The 19,588-nt window shown below is 55.0% G+C and carries 17 protein-coding genes and 1 tRNA gene; 3 read left to right on the plus strand and 15 right to left on the minus strand.

Annotated elements, in window-relative coordinates; all coding sequences use genetic code 11:
* Positions 1 to 212 precede the first annotated feature (212 nt).
* The 3 genes from JUF11_RS05080 to JUF11_RS05090 all read right to left on the minus strand — a co-directional run bounded on the left by JUF11_RS05080 (position 213) and on the right by JUF11_RS05090 (position 4,067).
* Entirely contained in the window at positions 213 to 1,538 is a 1,326-nt protein-coding gene (locus tag JUF11_RS05080) for a dihydrolipoyl dehydrogenase family protein (RefSeq protein ID WP_204118630.1), read from the minus strand.
* 67 nt (positions 1,539 to 1,605) lie between these two features.
* A complete protein-coding gene (locus JUF11_RS05085; RefSeq protein WP_204118631.1) occupies positions 1,606 to 2,535 on the minus strand; it encodes an ABC transporter ATP-binding protein in 930 nt (309 codons plus the stop codon).
* The gene (locus tag JUF11_RS05090) at positions 2,535 to 4,067 is read right to left on the minus strand and encodes an ABC transporter permease/substrate-binding protein (RefSeq protein WP_204118632.1); all 1,533 of its coding nucleotides are present in this window, start codon (positions 4,065 to 4,067) and stop codon (positions 2,535 to 2,537) included. Before JUF11_RS05090 ends, JUF11_RS05085 begins: the two co-directional genes overlap by 1 nt.
* A 143-nt stretch (positions 4,068 to 4,210) precedes the next feature.
* Between JUF11_RS05090 and helD the strand changes: the two genes are divergently transcribed.
* The gene (gene helD, locus JUF11_RS05095; RefSeq protein ID WP_204118633.1) at positions 4,211 to 6,496 is read left to right on the plus strand and encodes an RNA polymerase recycling motor HelD; all 2,286 of its coding nucleotides are present in this window, start codon (positions 4,211 to 4,213) and stop codon (positions 6,494 to 6,496) included.
* A gap of 61 nt (positions 6,497 to 6,557) precedes the next feature.
* On the opposite strand, the gene JUF11_RS05100 is transcribed toward helD, so the two are convergent.
* The 4 genes from JUF11_RS05100 to JUF11_RS05115 form a co-directional block, all read right to left on the minus strand.
* On the minus strand, positions 6,558 to 7,487 hold the full coding sequence (locus JUF11_RS05100) for a DUF7916 family protein (RefSeq protein ID WP_204118634.1): 930 nt from the start codon (positions 7,485 to 7,487) through the stop codon (positions 6,558 to 6,560).
* Between the two features lie 110 nt (positions 7,488 to 7,597).
* Entirely contained in the window at positions 7,598 to 8,266 is a 669-nt protein-coding gene (locus tag JUF11_RS05105; protein ID WP_204118635.1) for a CPBP family intramembrane glutamic endopeptidase, read from the minus strand.
* Positions 8,267 to 8,610: 344 nt separating this feature from the next.
* Positions 8,611 to 8,683 (minus strand) — tRNA-Thr (locus tag JUF11_RS05110).
* Between the two features lie 91 nt (positions 8,684 to 8,774).
* A complete protein-coding gene (locus JUF11_RS05115) occupies positions 8,775 to 9,419 on the minus strand; it encodes an HD domain-containing protein (RefSeq protein ID WP_204118636.1) in 645 nt (214 codons plus the stop codon).
* 109 nt (positions 9,420 to 9,528) lie between these two features.
* Between JUF11_RS05115 and JUF11_RS05120 the strand changes: the two genes are divergently transcribed.
* On the plus strand, positions 9,529 to 9,948 hold the full coding sequence (locus JUF11_RS05120) for a MarR family winged helix-turn-helix transcriptional regulator (protein WP_204118637.1): 420 nt from the start codon (positions 9,529 to 9,531) through the stop codon (positions 9,946 to 9,948).
* On the opposite strand, the gene JUF11_RS05125 is transcribed toward JUF11_RS05120, so the two are convergent.
* Positions 9,949 to 10,674 (minus strand): nitroreductase family protein, encoded by a 726-nt coding sequence (locus JUF11_RS05125; RefSeq protein WP_204118638.1) that lies wholly within the window; start codon positions 10,672 to 10,674, stop codon positions 9,949 to 9,951.
* A 47-nt stretch (positions 10,675 to 10,721) separates the two neighbouring features.
* Between JUF11_RS05125 and JUF11_RS05130 the strand changes: the two genes are divergently transcribed.
* On the plus strand, positions 10,722 to 13,259 hold the full coding sequence (locus tag JUF11_RS05130; RefSeq protein ID WP_204118639.1) for an excinuclease ABC subunit UvrA: 2,538 nt from the start codon (positions 10,722 to 10,724) through the stop codon (positions 13,257 to 13,259).
* A gap of 59 nt (positions 13,260 to 13,318) precedes the next feature.
* On the opposite strand, the gene JUF11_RS05135 is transcribed toward JUF11_RS05130, so the two are convergent.
* From JUF11_RS05135 to JUF11_RS05165, 7 genes are all read right to left on the minus strand, one after another.
* Entirely contained in the window at positions 13,319 to 14,098 is a 780-nt protein-coding gene (locus JUF11_RS05135; RefSeq protein WP_204118640.1) for an ABC transporter permease, read from the minus strand.
* Entirely contained in the window at positions 14,085 to 14,999 is a 915-nt protein-coding gene (locus tag JUF11_RS05140) for an ABC transporter ATP-binding protein (RefSeq protein ID WP_204118641.1), read from the minus strand. Before JUF11_RS05140 ends, JUF11_RS05135 begins: the two co-directional genes overlap by 14 nt.
* Positions 14,996 to 15,343 carry a DUF1048 domain-containing protein gene (locus tag JUF11_RS05145; protein WP_204118642.1) on the minus strand — a complete coding sequence of 116 codons (348 nt, stop codon included), beginning with the start codon at positions 15,341 to 15,343 and terminating at the stop codon, positions 14,996 to 14,998. The genes JUF11_RS05140 and JUF11_RS05145 overlap by 4 nt, the downstream gene beginning before the upstream one ends.
* On the minus strand, positions 15,330 to 15,665 hold the full coding sequence (locus JUF11_RS05150; protein ID WP_204118678.1) for a PadR family transcriptional regulator: 336 nt from the start codon (positions 15,663 to 15,665) through the stop codon (positions 15,330 to 15,332). Before JUF11_RS05150 ends, JUF11_RS05145 begins: the two co-directional genes overlap by 14 nt.
* 212 nt (positions 15,666 to 15,877) lie before the next feature.
* Positions 15,878 to 16,708: a class C sortase gene (locus tag JUF11_RS05155; RefSeq protein ID WP_204118643.1), complete on the minus strand. Its 831-nt coding sequence runs from the start codon at positions 16,706 to 16,708 to the stop codon at positions 15,878 to 15,880.
* A gap of 28 nt (positions 16,709 to 16,736) precedes the next feature.
* Complete coding sequence (locus JUF11_RS05160; RefSeq protein WP_204118644.1) at positions 16,737 to 18,323, minus strand: SpaH/EbpB family LPXTG-anchored major pilin; 1,587 nt, start codon at positions 18,321 to 18,323, stop codon at positions 16,737 to 16,739.
* 13 nt (positions 18,324 to 18,336) lie between these two features.
* Positions 18,337 to 19,587 carry a pilin N-terminal domain-containing protein gene (locus JUF11_RS05165; protein ID WP_204118645.1) on the minus strand — a complete coding sequence of 417 codons (1,251 nt, stop codon included), beginning with the start codon at positions 19,585 to 19,587 and terminating at the stop codon, positions 18,337 to 18,339.
* Position 19,588: the final 1 nt, after the last annotated feature.

A 19,588-nucleotide genomic window follows, 5' to 3' on the forward strand; every position in this document is an offset into this window, starting at 1 on the left:
CAGCGCTTTGAGCCTCGCCTTGCGAGTCTCAAAGTCGCGGCTTGTTCTAAGCCAGTAAAGACCACTGGCTAAGAACAATTTCACCCCTGAGCCCCTTGCTGCTCCGGCTGCCCTGCCCTACATCGATGGCTGACTGATCAATCCGCCTAATTGAAAGCGGCGACTCAAGTGATCATCTCGACGGCTTTAAGCCGGCCTAGCCAAGTCTGTCGTTATAGTAAATAGCTCAAATCGCTGGCCTCGCTTGGGTAAGCAAAAATCATGGCGTTGACGGCTTCTGCGGTTAAGTGCTGATTGATTGCCACCGTGAGGACGTTGATCAGGTCTTCGGCACTGCTGGATACCACCACGGCGCCGACCACTTCATCAGTGGCTTTTGCTTTGATGATAGTGACGCTGGCGTGGGGCTCCAAGGTGCGGTTATAAGTGTACCAGTGCGTGACATCCTGGGTGTTGATGGTATAGTAGTCGGGCGCGGCCTTAGCTTCGGCTTCGCTCAGGCCAACTTGGGCCACTTCCAAAGCGCCATACACCGTGACCGGAATGGCTGGGTAAGTGATAGGCTCGGTGTCACCAAGAATTTGGGCGGCGACATAGCGGCCTTCATAGCCGGCGACTGGCGTAAGCTTCGGCTGGGTTTTCGCCACGACGTCCCCAATGGCATAGACATGGGGATTGCTGGTTTGCAGGTGGTCGTTGACCAGGATACCTTGTGGCGTAGACCGAATGCGGCCGCGATTGAGCATCAGTTGGTCATCCGGGCGCCGGCCCATGGCGGCGAAGACTTGTTGCACATCCAGCGTGAAATCCGGTGCCATCAGCCGCACGCCGTTGCCAAGCGGTTCAATGGCATCCAAGGTAACGTTCTTGTGGAAATAAACGTGGCCGGTCGCCATTTCGGTTTCCAAGGCGGTCACCGCAGCGGCTGGGAAGGCGCGCAAGGCGCGGTCACCGTGCATGATGATATGCACTTCCGCCCCGGCAGCCGCGGCGATGTTAGCCAGTTCCATGCCCACATAGCCGGCGCCGATGAAGGCAATTTTCTGCGGCATTTGCGGCATTTCAAGAAAATCACGACTGGTTTGCACTAAGCTACTGCCAGGAACATTGGGCAGCACCGGCTGCAAGCCAGTGGCAATAATGATGTCAGCGCCCCAAAAGGACTGCTCGCCTACCACAATGGTTTGCTCATCCACAAAATGCGCTTCGCCGTCGACCACCGCGATGCGTTGATCCACCAAACCAGCTCGCGTCCCAGTAGGCACCGTTTCGGTGTAGCTGGTTTTAAAGGCCATCAGGTTCGGCCAGTTGATGTCGGGAATGCCGACGAGGCCCGCCCGCGTCATTCGCGCGGCGCGCTTTTTAGCCTGAACCGCACTATACAGCATTTTCTTGGGGTCACAGCCGTAATTGGGGCAGGTGCCGCCCCATAAGTCGCGCTCCACCACTAGCACCCGCTTGCCGCCAGCGGCCAAAGGATACGCCGCAGCCAGGCCGCCAGGGCCGCCGCCGATAACAATGACATCGTACTTTTCCATAGGATCAAACCTCCTGAAAGTCAGCGTTTTTGATGCGTGAAAGGAGCACACTAATGAAATCTCACAACTATTTCGCCTTCGCCAGATACCCCAGCACTTGCGAGGCATTCAACTTAAAGTTACCTGCTTGCGCCGTCACTGTCACGTGTTTACCCTCGGCCAGAGGCCCTAACACCACTTGCAGCGGCGTGTCTTCAGCATAACTGCCTTGCTCGGTGGTCGGGGTGCCAAAACTGGCCAGTTCAAAAATTGGCGTGTCCAGCAGCGCCGGCGCCGCGCCGGCAAAGAAGTCCGACACGAAACTGGTGGCGGGGTTGGCGGCAATTTCTTCTGGCGTAGCGACTTGCAGCAGCTTGCCAGAGCGCATCACCGCGATGCGATCGCCCAGCTTCATGGCTTCATTCATGTCATGCGTAACGAAGACAATGGTGGTTTTGAGCTTACGATGCAGCCGCAGCACCATGTCTTGTAGGCTGGTGCGGGAAATGGGATCTAGCGCCGAGAACGGTTCATCCATCAAAACCATCGGCGGCTTGGAAGCCAGGGCCCGGCAGATGCCAACACGTTGCTGTTCACCACCGGACAGTTCATCTGGCATGCGGTCGCGATATTTCTCTGGGGCGAGGTCGACTGCCTCGAGCATCTCATCCACCCGCTGCTTGATTTGATCTTTCGGCCAGTGTTTCATCTGGGGAATCAGCGCAATATTGGCGCCAACGGTCATGTTCGGAAACAGGGCAATCTGTTGCAAGACATAGCCAATGTTCCAGCGCAAATCGCGCAAATCTGTATCAATCAGGCGCTTATCATTGAAGTAAATATCGCCATCGGTGGGCTCAATCAGTCGGTTGATCATTTTCAAAGTGGTGGTTTTCCCAGAGCCAGAGGCCCCGACCAGCACGAACAGCTCCCCTTCCCCAATCGTCAAGGACAAGTCCTCGACCACGGCGCGGCCATCGTAGCGCTTGGTGACATGGTCAAATTTTAAGACGTTCATCAGCGCGCCTCCTTGAGCAAGCCATGGGCCTTTAGGTAAGCTTTGGCCACTTTGGCCGCACTTTGCCCTTTCACATTGACTTGGTAGTTCATTTCCTGCATTTCCGGTTCCGTGATGCGATTAGCCAATTGATTCAAGGCTTTGACCACCTGCGGATGCGCTTTGGCAAAATCCTGACGCATCAGCGGGGCGCCACGATACACCGGAAACAGCTGCTTGTCGTCTTTCAGCGCCAGCAGGTGATACTGGCGGATTTGCGAATCGGTTGAGTAGCCATCGGTGACCTGCACCTGACCGCCATCCAGCGCTTGATACCGCAGTGAGGCATCGAGGGTCTTCACATTAAAGGTCAAACCATACAAACTTTGGATGCCTTTGTACCCGTCTTGCCGGGAGTTGAACTCCAAATCAAAGCCGGCTTTGAGCGGCGTGGCAAACTGATTGAGCTGTGATAATTTGGTGATTTGGTGAGCTTTAGCAAAATCCTGCTTCACCACCACGGCATAAGTATTATTGTATTTCATCGGTTTGCCCATGGTCAGCTGCTGCTGATTAAGCAGCTTTTCCGCAATCGGGTAGCTGTCGGCGCCATTAGCAATGGCCTGATTTTGCTTGGCCGTGGGTTTCACCAAACTAGTGACCACGGTGCCGGTAAATTCAGGATAGACATCAATTTTTTTACTCTTCAACGCATTAAAAAGAAAGCTGGTTTGGCCAAAGTTAGGCTTCAGGCTGACTTTGACATTGGCGTCCGCTTGTTCAATCAATTGCTTGTACATATTGATCAAAATCTCAGGCTCGCTCCCCAGCTTGCCAGCCACCACGATGGTTTCCGGCTGTGGGGCAATCGCCTGATACACGGCAGTGCCGCCAAAAGCCAACGCTAAGGCCGCTAGCACGCCCACTGACACCCGCCATGGCCATTTTTGCAGCCGCGCGATGAACCAGGAAAACACTAGCGCAAGCAGCGCCGCAGCAATGGCGCCCAGCAGGGTCAAGGTCGTGTCATTACGGTTGATGCCAAGCAAAATAAACGTCCCCAGGCCACCACCACCGACCAACGCCGCCAAGGTGGCGGTGCCGATAATCAGTACGGTGGCAGTGCGAATGCCGCCGATAATCACCGGCATCGCCAGTGGCAGCTGCACCTTCACCAGCTTCAGCGGCTTCGACATTCCAAAGGCATCCGCTGCCTCGGTGTAAGCTGGATCAATCTCGTGCAGGCCCGTGTATGTATTTTGAAAAATCGGCAGCAAGGCGTACACCACCAGCGCGATAATGGCGGGCGCCGTGCCAATGCCGACAATGGGAATCAGTAACCCCAAAAGCGCCAGTGAGGGAATGGTTTGGAGCACCCCAGTCACCTGAAGCAGCGCCCCGGCAAAACGCGGGTGGTTTTGCGCCCAAATTCCCAACGGCACCGCAATTAATAACGCCAGTAGCAAAGCAATCAGCGACAGTTGAATATGTTCGCCGAGCGCCGCCAGCAGGTCACCGCGCCGGGTCAGGAAGGTCTCCCATAAGTTCTGCATGTTGCGCCTCCAAGGCTTTTATTGATACTTTAATCATAACATAGCTGACAAATCGTAAGCGAACAGCCGTGCGCTGCTCGCTTTACTTTTGCGCGCCGGTGCCCTAAACTAGTAGGACGATTTCACCAAAGGAGGCCTTCGCTGTGCAAAATATGACTCAAGCCGAAGAACAAACCCGGGTGGACTGGGTGCGCAGTCGCATCAAGGCCAGATTGGTCGCCATTGCCGATCAAATCGCCAAGGCGCATGCGGAAACCACCCGCATCGAGCAGGCATACGGCGAAGCCACTCGCGTTAACGTCACCGAAATCGATGACCGGATGGAAACCAACGCTGCCGTCCAGCAGCAGAAAACCATGGTTGCCCGTGCGGTGGAAAACGAAATGATTCTCGCAAGCGAGCAAAAGCGGCTCCGGCTCTTACAAGACAACCCGTATTTCGGCCGCATCGACATCATTCAAGACGGCCAGCCTGACACTTTGTACATTGGTCTGGGCACTTTCATCGACAGCGATGATGAATTTTTGGTGTATGACTGGCGGGCCCCGATTGCCGCCATTTACTACAACGGCACATTGGGGCCAGTCACCTACGCTGCCCCGTTTGGCCCCGAAACCGTGCAGCTGGTCAACAAACGCCAGTTCACCATTCAAAATGGCCACATCACCAATATGTTCGATACCGATGAAACCGTCGGCGACGAAATCCTGCAAGCCGTGCTGGGTGCGCAAAGCGACATCTATATGAAGAACATCGTCGCCACCATTCAACAGGAACAAAATGACATCATCCGCGACACCAGCCACGACTTGCTGGTGGTGCAAGGGGTCGCCGGTTCAGGGAAAACTTCCGCGGTGCTCCAGCGCGTTGCCTACCTGCTGTACCACAGTCAAAGCGGTTTGGACGCCGATCAAATGGTGCTCTTTTCGCCCAACCAGCTGTTTGCCAACTACATTTCCGCCGTGCTGCCCAGTTTAGGGGAAAAGAACATGCGCCAGGCCACCTTAGGCGAATTTTTGGCCAAGCGTTTCTCTGGATTGCATGTGGAAACCTTGTTCGAACGCTATGAACGCGACTTAAATGGCCTCCCGGCAGCAGCCAAAACCATGCGGCGCTACAAGGAAGACGCCGCCTACTTAACTGCCCTGAAAACTTACGCCAACACACCCGGCCAGATTCCCTACTTTGTCGACATCGTCCTGAACGGTGAAGTCTTCTTCGCCGCCAGTACGATTGCCAAAATTTACGCCAGCCAGCCGGCGCAAGCCACCGCGGCCAACAAATTCCTCGACACCAAAAATACGCTCATTCGCCGCCTGAAAACCCGCATCAAAATGGCGGTGTATGAAGACTGGGTGCAAGACGCCTTGGGCAGCTTAAGCGATGAGCAGATTCGCGACTTTTTGCAGGACCGCCGCTTCGACACCGGCGAAGACGAGCAGCGTTATATTGCCACCCAGCTCGTCAAGCAGGCCTTCGCCCCGGTGTATGATGCCATCTACAATGACTACTTCTTGGATCCGTATGAAGATTACGCACGCTTCTTGAGCCAATGCCAAGCGCCGGTGAACGCGGCGGTGTGGCAAGAGATGATCACCGCTTACCGCCAAGACTTGGAACAACATGTCCTGCGCCTCAGCGATGCCGCCCCGATTCTGTACCTGCGTGATTTGATTGCTGGCACTGGCCGTAACCACAACATTCAATATGTCTTCATTGATGAAATGCAGGATTACAGCATGGCGCAGCTGCGCTATTTGCACTTCGCCTTCCCTAAAGCCAAGCTGACTCTGCTGGGCGATGCGCGCCAAGATGTTTTCAGCAGCGACTATGCGCCGAGTGATTTCAGCCACGAAATCAAAACCGTCTTTCCGCGCAGCAGCATGCGGCTCATTGCCTTGAACCGCAGCTATCGGTCCACGCTGCCCATCACCAACTTCGCCAAAGCCTTTTTGCCGGCCAGTGATCACATTCAGGCCTTCAACCGCGACGGTCAAAAACCGCAGGTGCTCACCCTGCCCCGCACGGACTTCCGCAACGGCCTCATCAAGCAGGTGACCCAACTCCTCGCCACCAACACAACGGTGGCGATTTTGACCCGGGATATGCAAACCGCCGAGCAGCTGTTCACGACGCTCCAGCTCGACGTGCCGATTACCCTGCTCTCACCCAATGACCATCAGATGCAAACCGGCTGTGTGATTTTACCGGTTTACCTGGCCAAAGGGCTCGAATTCGATGCGGTGATTGGCTTTGACGTTTCGCAAGCGACGTACAAACACCCCGGCGACCGCGATACCTTGTACACCTTGGCCTCCCGCGCTTTGCACACCTTGGTTTTGATCAGTTTGGACGCACCGAGTCCGCTGTTAACCAGCCTTGACCCCAGTTTGTACACGAATCAGCCAGCCGCACAAATCCACTCATAACGCAAAGACCGCCATCGTCCAGTTTGGACAATGACGGTCTTTTTCTTACTTTGACCCCAGATTAACGGTTAATGGACCGTGCCATCCGGGAGATGGTATGCCGCTCGCCGCGAATCGCGCGGCTTAAGGCGTAAAGATTTTCGAGTGGTGACACGACGCCCCAGCCGGCATCCCCCATGTGTTGAATGTCGACACCATCGATTTTATTGCGAATAGCGATTGACTCCACATAGCTGGCGCCAGAGCCTTCCTGCGACGTGCCAATGGTGCTCATCACTAGCGCGTCATGGGCGTGTGCCAGTTGCACCACAGCCTTAATGTCAGCATCATCGAGCCCTGGCACGGTCCCAACCGCTGGCACCAAAATGACATCAGCCCCAGCCTCTAGGAAGCTTTGCGTGGCTTCCACGGAGACCACCGGTTCGTTTACGCCAGCGCCGTGCATTTTACCAGCGATGATCAAACCGCTGAAGACGCGCTTGGCCACTTTGATGTTAGCGGCGATTTGAGCGTTGGTAACACCGGTGCCAGGATTGCCGGTCAGGCAGACAAAATTCATCCCGAGTTTTTCCGCTTCAATCAAAGTCTTTTCTGAGGCCATCCGCCCTTCAGGAATGACGCGGCGGTTCTCCGCCATGTCAGCATCAGGATCCACCGGCTCAAGGTTGACGCCGATGGGCCGGCCGACCAGCTTCTGCAGGCGATGAATGCTTTCGCCATCATGATGCGGCTTGGCTGTGGCCAGTGTTTCTTCGCCGGGATACAAGCCCAAAATCACCGGATTAAACACATCCAGCACATTCAGCAAAATCAAATCCGCGCCAAACGCCGCCGCAATTTCGGCGGTGGTGATGCCATCACCAGGCTCATGCAGCACCACATTCTCTGACAGCACCGTGCGCCCTTCTGAGGCCTTGATGCTTTGCTTTAATTCCTCACCATTCATGGCCAATACCTCACTGGTATTGGCACTAATCAAACGTTTTACCATGCGAATTCCTCCTTGTGCTTAAACCGCTTACAGACTCGAGGGTACACTTACGCCGGGCGCGGTTCAAGTCTGCCAACCACATAAAAAAGCACCGCAAACGCGATGCCTGATCATAATAATGCGGCTAAGTTGTTGAGAAAATGCAAGACCAGCGAATAGCGAATATCTTTGGTGTGGGCATACGTTGCTGCAAACACGGCGCCGAGACCAGCATAAATCAGCCAGTTCAGCGGATCGCTGAAGCCGCTATGCGCAAGGCCAAAAATGACCGCCGACACCAAGCCGCTTAAGGCGCGCCAGCGCATTTGATCCTGATGCGGGAAACAATGCATCAATAGTCCGCGGAAAATCAATTCTTCCGCTGCCGGGCCGCCGACGCAAGCAATCAGCACCATCGCCAATGGGGCTTGCTGCATCAACTGCAAAAGGGCGCTTTGATTGGCGGGTTCGGCGGTGATGTGCCGCAATTGCAAGTAGCCGCCACCGATTTGAATGAGCATTAGCAGCGCCGCCATCAGCACGGTAAAGCCCAGTGTCTGTCGATCCAGGCGCTTGAGCCCCCATTGCTTCCCTTGCGGCTCCTTCGCCAAAAAGCGTTGGTACAAGCGCCATAGTCCCCAAAGTAAGGCACCAAACACCACGACGAACACGCCAGCCACTTCAAAGGCGCTGGCTTGGCCTTTCGTCATTAAGGTTGGCACCAGGGCCAGCGACTGAGCAAAGGAATAAGCGACAAACGCCAGCATCGTCAGCAATGCCCGTCCAAGTAGTTTGAGCATGAGGAACCTCTTTTCTGCAGTTTCTAGTTGCGCTTTGGGGTAAGTGCAGCCTGCGTAGTTGCGCTCCGGTCGGCAACGCCCGAGCGAATAGCTACGCTCAGAGCCTCGTCGGCAAAGTGCGCCGACAATGTTCTGAGCTAGGCTATTCGTCGAGCTAAGTTCGCCGATCTCCGCAGCCTTTATAGTTGCGCTCAGGCCACCAACGCCCGAGTGACCAGCTACACCCAAGGCCTCGCCGCCAAAAAGCAGCGGCAATGCCTTGGGTTGGGCTGCTCATTGGGCTAAGTACGGTGGCCTTCGCAGCCTGATATCAAAAAGACCCGACATCTCTGTCGGGTCTGTGCAGCCGTCTATCGGATTTGAACCGACGACCTCATCCTTACCATGGATGCGCTCTACCTACTGAGCTAAGACGGCATGTCGTTGTTCGTAAAAACAACTGCCTAAACAATATACTATATATATCAGGTGCTCGCAACCCTCGGCCGGAAAATTCCGGCAGATTTTTTTACCGTTCACCTTGCCACTCGGCTTTGAACTCAGCGAGATAGTCAAGCATGACTTGCTGACGCCCTGCGGCCAAGGTTTTGGCTGCTTCGGTGTTCATTTGATCCTTGAGTTTGAGCAGCTTTTCGTAAAAATGGTCAATCGTGGTACTGGTGGCATCGCGGTAGCTGGTCGCGTCCAGCGCGCGGCGCGGTGGCACTGCTGGATCGTACAACCGGCGGGCATGAGCACCGCCATACATCAGCGCCCGGGCAATCCCAATGGCGCCAATCGCATCCAGGCGATCAGCATCTTGCACCAGCTGGCCAGTCAGGGTCAGGGGCTGGTGGCCAGCTAGGTTGGCCTTAAAGCTCATGTGATCGATAATGGCAAAAATCGCCTGTTGCTCCTCATCGGCATAGCCTGCTGCGGTCAACGCCTTGCCAGTTTGAGCTTTAGCGACCGCTACATCGGCCACCAGTTTATCATCATAGGTATCATGCAGCGTCGCCGCGGCAATGGCCACCCGCGGATTAGCTGCTGGCGTTTGCGCTAGCAGGGTTTTAACCGTGGCCACCACCCGCTTGATATGGTCCAAGCCGTGGCCGCTATGGTCCGCCGCCAGTACCTCCTCCGCGTAGGCCATCAATTGTGCTTCTGGGGTCATGTGCATACTCCTTCCATTTTCCCTGACGCCTCTTAATTGCTTTCCTTACTGGCAACCGGCTATGCTTAAAGTAGTCAACCAGATCACCCACATAAAGGAAGTGAACTTCATGAAGTTACGTCATCTTCAAATTAACCAAACCTTGAACCAGTTCACCCGCCTCACCGCCACAGAAGGCGCCCAGGAGCGGCCCCTGGCCCAACAAAATCTGCTGTTTTGGGTGGCGGCAGAGGATACGCCACCCACCCCGACCGAACTGGCTGATGCCATGGGCCTATCTAAAGCCGCCATCACCAAAATGATGGGACCGCTACTCGATGATGGCCTGCTGGAGAGGATCGGCGACCCTAACGATAATCGCAGTTTTACCTTGGTGGTCACCGAACCGGGCAAGGAAGCAGTGCGAGAAATGGCGGAGGCCTATTTCAAGCCGATGAACACGCTCAAGGCCGGCCTGGGTAAAAAGCAATTCAACAAACTCATTGCCTTACTGGATCAAGCCAATGAGGTGCTGATTAATCCCGAGTAATCATTGCGGTAGCTCAAACCCTTGGACTTTCAAAATCTGACCGATCTCATCTCTTTGATGCAGGTCGGTTTTTGTGTAGGCCAAAAGCATGTCGACGAAGCCGCTATCGCGGGCATTCACCGGGCGATTCCGATAATAATCGCGGGTGGTGTTATCATAGTCCTGAAGGGCAGCAGCATCCCAGGTTGGGTATTGATTGTCCCCAACCACCACCGCATGCGGCAGGCGGGGTTTGGGCTGGGATAAGCCTTCCGGCACCCCCACCATCACGCCGAGCAACGGGAAAGTATGACGCGGCAACTTCAAAAGGCTAATCATCTGCCGCGAATCATTTAAGATACTGCCTAGGTAGCACGTCCCTAAGCCCTGGGTTTCGGCTTCACTAACCAGCGCCTGCGCTGCCAATTGGCAATCCGCGGCACCGGCGAGCAACGCCGCCCAGCCGGTTAAATTATGGGCGTCAGCATCAGGGACCTGCCGTAAGTTGCGGTGGGTATCCAGTACGAACACATAAAGCAGCCCCGGCCCGGCCACAAACGGACAATGCGTCAACTCAGCGACGGCCTGCTTTTTGGTCGTATCCGTCACCTTAATCAAGGTGAACTGCTGCAAATAATTGCTCGAGGCGGTTTCCTGCGCGGTGGTTTCGAGTGCTGCCTGTTGCGCAGCACTCGGCGCCGCGGCAAAGTCGCGAATACTGCGATGTTTCAAAGGTTGCTCAGTCATGTTTTGCCTACTTTCACCATCAAATTTATCCACCAAGAAGGGTTTCTATGTCACAGTCTACCACGATTCCAGATCAAATTCGGGTCACTGGCGCGTACGTCAATAACCTCAAACATGTTAATGTGAATATCCCCCTGCACAAGCTCGTGGCGATTACCGGCCGCAGCGGCTCCGGCAAATCATCGCTGGCGATGGGTGTGTTGTATGCAGAAGGCATGCGGCGCTACGTCTCGGCGCTGTCGACTTACACCCGGCGCCGGCTCGGCCAAGTCGGCCATGCCCAAGTCGAATCGATTCAGCACATCCCCAGTGCCATTGCCTTGCGTCAGCGGCCAGTGGTGCCTGGCATTCGCTCCACTGTCGGCACCACCACTGAGGCGCTGAATGTCTTGCGCCTGATGTTTTCTCGCCTGGGGTCGCCGCAGTGTCCCAATGGCCATCAGGTCCCGCCCACGCTGGCCATCGCCCAGAGCATGGATCTCCCTAATCAACCTGGCAGCGGCATGGGTGAAATCACCTGTCCCACTTGTGGCGTCAAATTCCAAGCTTTCAGCGCGGAAGATTTTGCCTTCAACTCCGCCGGCGCCTGCCCCACTTGTAACGGCACCGGGGAAGCCAAAACTCTGGCCACGGATCGCCTAATACCCGACCCCAGCCTGACCATTCGCAACGGCGCCGTTGCTTCTTGGCGTCTGCCAGGCCGCAACTTTATGCCGCTGGTGGCCCAGCAAATCGGCATCGATATCGACACGCCATTTCAAGACCTGCCCAAAAAGCAGCAAGACATGGTTTGGCATGGCACCAAGCGCACCTACTCGATTAATATTCCCAGCAAATCCGGCAAGATTTTCCACATGGACAATGCCATGTTCGAAAATGCCTTCAACGCCGTGGAAGACTCCATGGCGACGACCACGAACGAGCGCGCCATCACCCGGCTGAATCGTTTCTATCGCTTCGATGTATGCCCGACTTGCCATGGCACGCGCTTTCGGCCAGAGCTGCTGCATCAGCTGATTGCCGGCAAGACCATTGCCGATGTCTCCGCCATGACGCTGAGTGACCTGAAGGCGTTCATTCCCACCATCTATACCTGGCTGCCAGAGGACATGCAGGCTTTAGCCCATGATATCATCCGCGAGTTAACCACGATTTTGCAGCCACTGCTGGATTTGGGGCTGTCTTATCTGCAACTCAGTCGCGCCGGCGCCAGCTTGTCCACTGGTGAACTGCAACGGATTCAACTTTCGCGTACCCTGCGCACGCAAACTACTGGTGTGCTGTATGTGCTTGATGAACCGTCGATTGGCCTGCATCCGGCTAACGTGGCCGGTTTGATTGCGGTCATGCGCGGTTTGGTTGCACAAGGTAATTCCGTCGTGGTGGTTGATCACGACACGGCCATTATCGAAGCCGCTGATGAGGTGCTTGAAATTGGTCCTAGTGCCGGGGCGGCAGGGGGTCGGTTGATCAATCAAGGCTCGCCGGCCGCCATCGCCAAGGCCCCGCACTCCTTGATTGGCCCGTATCTCACCGGCCAGGCCGATTTGATTGTCCGGCCCACTGCCAAGCGCGCCACCGTAACCGCCAAAAAGTGGTATGGCGTCACCGTCACCGACCGCTTCAACCTGCACAATCTCACTGCCACCTTCCCAGTCAATCAGCTGAGCGCCGTGTCCGGCTTTTCTGGGGCGGGTAAGTCGACGCTGGTATTTGACGCACTGGTGCCAGCCTTAACGGCGACCAAAGCCAAGCTGGCGCCCAGCTTTGTCCAAGACTGGCACCGCGGCGGACTGCGGCGCGTGGTGGCCATTGATGCCAGTCCCGTCGGCAAAAATGTCCGCTCAACGGTGGCAACCTACACCAACATTCTCGACCGCCTGCGCGACTTGTTTGCTAGCTTGCCGGCCAGTCAACAGCGCGGCTACACCGCCAGCAACTTCTCCTATAACGTCACTGCTGGCGCCTGCCCGACTTGCGGCGGCACTGGCCAAATCAGTTTGGACATCCAATACCTGCCTGATATGCAGCAGGTTTGCCCAACTTGCCAAGGCCGGCGCTACAACCCTGAAGTGCTAGAGATCAAGTGGCAGGGCCAGTCCATTGCGGATCTGTTGAATCTTGGCGTCGATGAAGCCCTGCCGGTGTTCGCTGACCAACCCGCGATTGAGCAAACCTTGCAGACGCTCCACGACATGGGGCTGGGCTATTTGCACCTCGGTGAAAGCACCCCCAGTCTCTCCGGCGGCGAGGCCCAGCGCCTCAAGCTCACGGCCCACATGGGGAAAAGCCAAAAAGGCACGCTGTTTGTCTTCGATGAACCCTCGGTCGGCCTGCATCCTCTGGACGTGGCCACCTTACTGCAAGTGTTTCAGCATCTGATTGACGCTGGCGGCACGGTGCTCACCATTGAACACGACCTTGACGTTTTGGCCAATGCCGACTACCTCCTTGACCTTGGTCCTGAAGGCGGCCGGTTCGGCGGTGAAATCGTCGCCAGCGGCACACCACAGGAAGTGGCCCAAAGCCAAGCCGGTCATACCGGCCAGTACCTCGCTGCTCACCTAGCGCATTTTGCCCATTAACGCCAACCCAAAAATGTGGCCCCAGCAATTCTGCCGGGGCCACACTTTTTAGTTGCAGGCTAACGCGTTAGAAACATCCGCACATACACCCGATAAGACAGGAAACCGCAAACCACAATGGCGCCGACTAGCCAACCGACCGCGAGCCATTCAGTGTGCTGGCTCACCGCCACGGCCTGATTGAGCAGGCCGCGGGCGGTGTTCACAATCGGCGTCATCGGCTGATGATCAGCAAACATCTGCACGGGCTTGGCCATCCCGGTGGTGGGCATTAAAGCCGAGCTAACAAACAGCAGCATCAGCAGCACATACGAGAACCCCCCAGCGGAAGCATAGTTATCCGCCTTCAGGGAAAACGGAATTGCCAGCAGCGTGATGCCTAGGCCGAACAACACCGACAAGCCGACAAACAGCAGTGCCGAACTTAAGGTCACATCAGCGCGGTAACCAATCAGCACGCCAACCAGAAAGACCAACGCTTCGGCCATCAGCATAAAGGTCACTGACGCGAGGACATGTGAGCCCAAAATCACCCAGCGGGCAATCGGCAGTGAGTGCAATCGATCCAAAAAGCCTGAGGTGCGATCCAGGTTAATACGCATTGAGGTGTAGGCGGACCCCATTGCCATTGTCAGCAGCAAAAAACCGGGCAAAGCATACCGGAGATACGCCTGGGCGCCGCCTGCACCAGTCGTGGCAATGTTGCCGCCCATCACGTAGACGAAAAACAGCAACATGAACACCGGCATCGCAATCACCGTGATAATCGTATCGGCGTTGGTCAGGTTTTGCCGGATGATGCGGCCGGTTAACGTACGGAGCTGGTTAAAGGTTTGCATGGGCTGCCTCCTTGGTGACATTGAGGAAGACCGATTCCAAATCGGTTTCGTCCTGGTCGTAATGGGTCACCGTGACGCCTGCATCGAGCAGTGCCGTCAGGGCTGGCTCGGCCTGCTTAGCGGTCAGCGAAAGCCCATGTTCAGTTGGGGCAAAGGCGATGCCTGCCGCCCCGAGTGTGGCGGTTGCGACAGCTTCATCAGCTGGCGCCACCTGCAGCGTATAAGTGGCCGTAACCCGCTGCTTGATAGCCGCTGGCGTGCCCGATTTAACAATCACGCCATCATGGATGAACGCGATATGGTCGGACAAAGCGTCAGCCTCATCGAGATACTGCGTCGTGAGGAACACGGTTTTGCCAGCATCGCGCAGTTCTCTAATCATCTGCCACAGCGCGAGGCGGTTTTGCGGATCAACGCCGGTGGTCGGCTCATCCAGAAAAATCAGCTGCGGATTACCCAGCAAGGACATGGCTAAGTCCAACCGCCGCCGCATGCCACCAGAATAAGTTTTGACTTTCCGGTTCAAAAAGCTGGTCAAATCCAGCCGCTGCGCCAGTCCATTAATCTCGGCTGGGACATCCTTCACCCCTCGCAGCCGGGCAATCAAGCTCAGGTTCTCGGCACCGGTGAATTCGCCGTCCAACGTGGTGGCCTGCGCATTCAAGCTCATCAGCCGGCGCACCTGGTTGCCAGCCGTGCGCGGGTCCAGCCCCATGATGGCCACAGTGCCGGCAGTCGGCTGCGACAGGGTGGTGAGAATGTTGATCAATGTGCTTTTCCCGGCTCCATTTGCGCCTAGCAAGGTGAAGATTTCGCCTTGCTCCACTTCAAGATTGACGCCTTTCAGCACCGGCAGCGCGCCAAAGTCCTTGGTCACGCCTTTGACAACGATTGCTTTCATTTTTGCTCCGCCTCTTGGACTTTCTGCCGTAGCTGCTTTCGATACTTAATCAGCCACATTTCTTCTGGGTATTGCGCCATGATATTTTCGGCAAATTCCACCGGATCCTCACCGACAATTTGCCGGACTGGGACCTGATCAGCCGCACTTTCTTGAAAGATGTGCAGCACTTCCTCCAGCACATCCATCATCGCGCCGCTACCGGCGAAGTTCCAAATATACTTAGTTAACGCCGTCACCGTATCAGCATAAGGGGTCGGCAGTTGCTTGACGTCCTTAAGGAATTGCCGGTACCGCTGCTTGTCCTTGATCATGTTATTAATACTGTTTTTAATGTTCGTCATTACCTTGCTCCTTCAATGTGGCCATGGTGGCGGCTAAAAACTCCCACTTCTGCCAAAATTCCTTTAGATATTGGGCACCGGCTGAGTTTAACGTGTAGAACTTGCGCGGCGGGCCCATTTCTGACTTACGCCGATCAACATTGAGCAGCCCTTTTTTCTCCAGCCGCAGCAGCACGGTATATACCGTGCCTTCCACGATATCTTCAAAGCCCAAGTGGACCAGATACGTCGTGATCTCGTAGCCGTATGTTTCGCCTTCGCTGATGCGCTGCAGGACAATGCCTTCCAGCGCGCCTTTGAGTAATTCCGTTAAACCCTTCACTGTCTTCACCTTTCTCTGACGCCGCCTTCGCTTGGCGGCATGCGGCACTTGCTAGCTTGTGAGTCCTAGCAAGAGTGGGCCAAATGATAGCTACTCTTTGTTGCTAGGTACCGGTACATAGTAACAGTGAGTAGTTACCCTGTCAACGTTATTTTAATTTTTTCGCGCATGCAAAAACGCCCTCGCTTCATGAACGAGGACGTTCTGCTACCTTAACGGCGACGGTGCTTCCGCACGAGGCGGTAAATCAGATACCCAAGGAGCGCCAGCCCCAGCACTGCGGCCGCAATCACCGCCCAGCTCAAGGCCTTAGCGCGGGTGTTGCTCCGAGCACTGGCCTTGGCGGCTTGCTCCGTGTAAGGGACCCGGTAGCCGGTGACCAGCAGGCGGTGAGAATTTTGCCCGATTGGCGTGCAAGTCATGAGCGTGGCCAGGTCCTTACCTGGCTCAATCTGCAAACTCGACACATCATCTGGCTCAATCACCTTAATGCGATTCACCTTGTAGGCGAGATGCTCACCATCGACGGTGAAGATGAACAGCTGGCCTTTTTTCAGCTCATGCAGATCATCGAACAGCGTCTTGCTGGGAATACCGCTATGGGCAGTCACCACCGTGTGCGTGCTAGCACCGCCAGTCGGGAAACTCGTCCCTGGCAGCACCACCGCGCCTGATTCCATCAGGACTTCATTGGTGGTGTCGTAAAGCGGCAAGTTCACCGCCAGACTGGGGATCGTGACGGCCCCAATCAGGTGCTCACGGAGCGCTTTGATCTGCTGCACCCCTTGCCCTTTTTGGGTGAAAACATCAGCATTCGGGCGCAAGCCTTGCTCGGCCAAAGCTTCGTTTTCTCGCTTGATCTTCGCCTGCTGCCGCTTCACATTGGCTTCGGCCTTTTTCCGATCCCGCGTCACCCGCGCACTTAAGGTGAGGGTATTCACAGCGCGGGCCACGAAGGGATAAGCAAACACAGCCAGACCGGCAAAAAACAGGATGGTCACAAACAGCTCAGCTTTGAGGCTGGCGCGGCGTTTTTTGCTCATCTCCTTCACTCCTTTGCGTTAACTCGAATTAAGCGTGGCGCTTCTTGTAAATCACCGCTGTGCCCATCGCTGCCGTCCCGACAATCAGGAAGGCCGCAATGCCCATACCACCGGTCAATGGCAGTTCGCCATCGAGTGGGGTGTTGGCGATGTCGTCAGAACCAATAGCCGTCGTGGTCGGCGCACCTTTGGCCACGGTGAAAGCAGTATTCTTAGTGGTAATCTGGTAGCCAGTTGGGGCCTCGATTTCAACCAAGGTATAGCTGCCGGACTCAAGCCCATTGATTTGCAAATGGCCACCAGCACCAGAAGTCAGCACAGTGGCGTCATTCTCATTTTCTACCCAATCAATGTCATTTGGCATGTAAGTCCCTGCTGAGGCTGTCTCGTCATCAAGGACTGCCCATAGACCGTCATTATTTTTGAGCTTGAAATCAGCGCCTGGTAATCCTTGATTAGCGTCATAAGCATCGTGTTTCTTGAACTTATGGCCACTAGTTTCAACTTCTTCAGATTTATCAACAATGGTCATCTCTGGTTCGTTGCCAAATTTACCCGTGAAGGTGTTGCCGATTTCTTGATTCGGCACCGCATGCTTATTAATCTTCATGGTGTATTTGACGGACAGGGCTTTCCCTTCAATTTTGTCCAGTAATGCGATGATCTCGCTTTCCTTGCTTCCGTTTTCCAAATCAATCTCATACTTAAAGCCCGCATGATTTTTCCAGCCATCATCATTGGAGTCCGTGTAAGTGCCTGCAGCCACAAAGAGACCATGCAAATCTGCATCTTCACCCTCAATGGTGATGGTGGGTTCCCCAACCAGCGTTGTTCCAACCTCTGACATGAGGTCGGTTAGGTTGATGGATTTGAATTTCGTACCGGCTTCCCGGATCCCACGAGGAATGACGAAGTTGGTTTCGTAGTGCAGTTTCTGACCCACTTCATAGTTGTAGACATTGCCATCGTCAGCATTGTTACCATTCAGGTTGGTCAGTTCCTTCGTCAATCCCGTATTCTTTGGATAGATCTTGATGGTCTTTAAGAAGCCGTTCTTTGCTGCATTACGCACTGGCATGCCGACAACCACCGGCACCGAACGCAGTAAATTGGTACGATCACTGTCCCCTTCTTCGAAGAGATACAATTTATATTTACCGTCCGCCGTACGCGTTTCCAAATCTGTAAAATCGAGCGTGCCATTTTTGGGGTCAGTCGTACCAGAGGCTTTCACGGGCGTGGATTCTTTATATTTTTCGCTCCAGTCGGCCACAATCTCTTTGGTTAAATCCTCCGCAGATACACCAGGATTAGCGGCCTGTAAATCGTAGAAGATACTCGTCACATCATAGGCAGAAAATTTAACGTTACCAATGCCTTCAAGCGCTTCAAGATCCGCGATGGTTTCCCCGGTGTTGGGCGTCAGTTGATAATTGGAATCGATGAACTTCTTGTTGATTTGTACGGTAACTTTAGTCGGTAAAGTCGGACTTACCGCCGTTGCCCGTACCGTTTCTGGGGCCGCATTCAATGCTGGGGCAGCGGACAAAGCGAGGCCGCAAACCATTAAGCCAGCAAGGGCAGCACGGGACACTTTATTCATTGTCATTTTCATTAAGTGGGTCCTCCTAATTCTTGGTGTGGGCACGGCGTTGAAGCAGCCATGCACCGAGCATTAACGCAGCGCCAAGGGCAATGAGCAAGCCAGAAATCACGCTGCCGGTTTGTGGCAGCTTGCCAGCTGGCGTTTGCGGGTTAGATGGCTTAGCCACCACTGTCACTTCGCCTTGGTCTTCTTTTTCCCGGATGTTATAAACACGCGGGCGGCCGATTGCGACTTGTTCGGCGCTAACCATCCCTGCGGTGGTTTCATTCAGCACTTCGCCATTCACCAACACCGGATTCAAACTGCCATCTGGCTTGGTCCATGAAGTTGGCACTTCGACTTTGACCCCGGTCGCGCCCAGATTATTGATGTAGCCCAGCGCTGGCTTGAGTTCTTCAAAGTAGTAAGTGCCGCTAGCTAAGAACCGGGTCCCGGTGTTCACCAAACCGTCTTTATCGGAGATGAACTTATCAACCGCTTCATCGGTCAGCGGATTGCTGGACGTGATCCATTCGTTCCGCGGCGCTTCGCTGAGATCAGTGCTCAGCCAAAGCTTTTCGCCGTTCACGATTTGGTACAGGGCAAAGACTGCCCCTTGGACGCGGACATCATCGCCTGCCGCATTCCGCCCAAACTTGAAGAAGTACGGGTCCCGGACATAGGCAACGTTCTTGGCGTAGATATGAATGTTGTCCATTGCGGCACCGTCAGCATTCATGATGGGCATCACCACCATCATTGGAGCGGCCATGGTGCTTAAGTCGACGTCAAAACTGTGATCGGACGCCACACTCTTTTCGAGGAGCAGGTAGGCAGCATATTGAGTGCCAACCTTCTGCGCCACGGTGAAGCGCGCAATCCCGTCTTCGCGACTGCCATCTTCCATGAACCCTTCCTGCGTCGTTTTGGTTGCCAGCAGGTCCAGATGTTCTTCCGCTTCCGCAAAGGCGTCCATGCGATCCTTGTTGCGCCATTCATTCACAAATTGAGTCGGCGTCTTTCCGTCTTCTAGGGCTTCTTGGTACAACTTAGTGGCGTCATAGAGCACCACTTCGGCGCCGTTGAGGCCCTTGGTTTCTGCCAGCTCAATTTTGGATTTGAGACTACCGTCGTTTTCGTATGACCATGTGTCAGTGTTCAGTCGCGCATCATCGTGGAGCCGTTTGTGCACCACGATATCGACGTTCTTCGTCGCGGCCTGGGTTGGGGTTGCCTGCAGGAATGGGAGCGCCATTGCGGCTGCGGCAATACTAAAGAGAATTCGCTTGAGCATC

Source organism: Lacticaseibacillus suilingensis (genome assembly GCF_016861845.1).
Taxonomy (GTDB): Bacteria; Bacillota; Bacilli; order Lactobacillales; family Lactobacillaceae; genus Lacticaseibacillus; species Lacticaseibacillus suilingensis.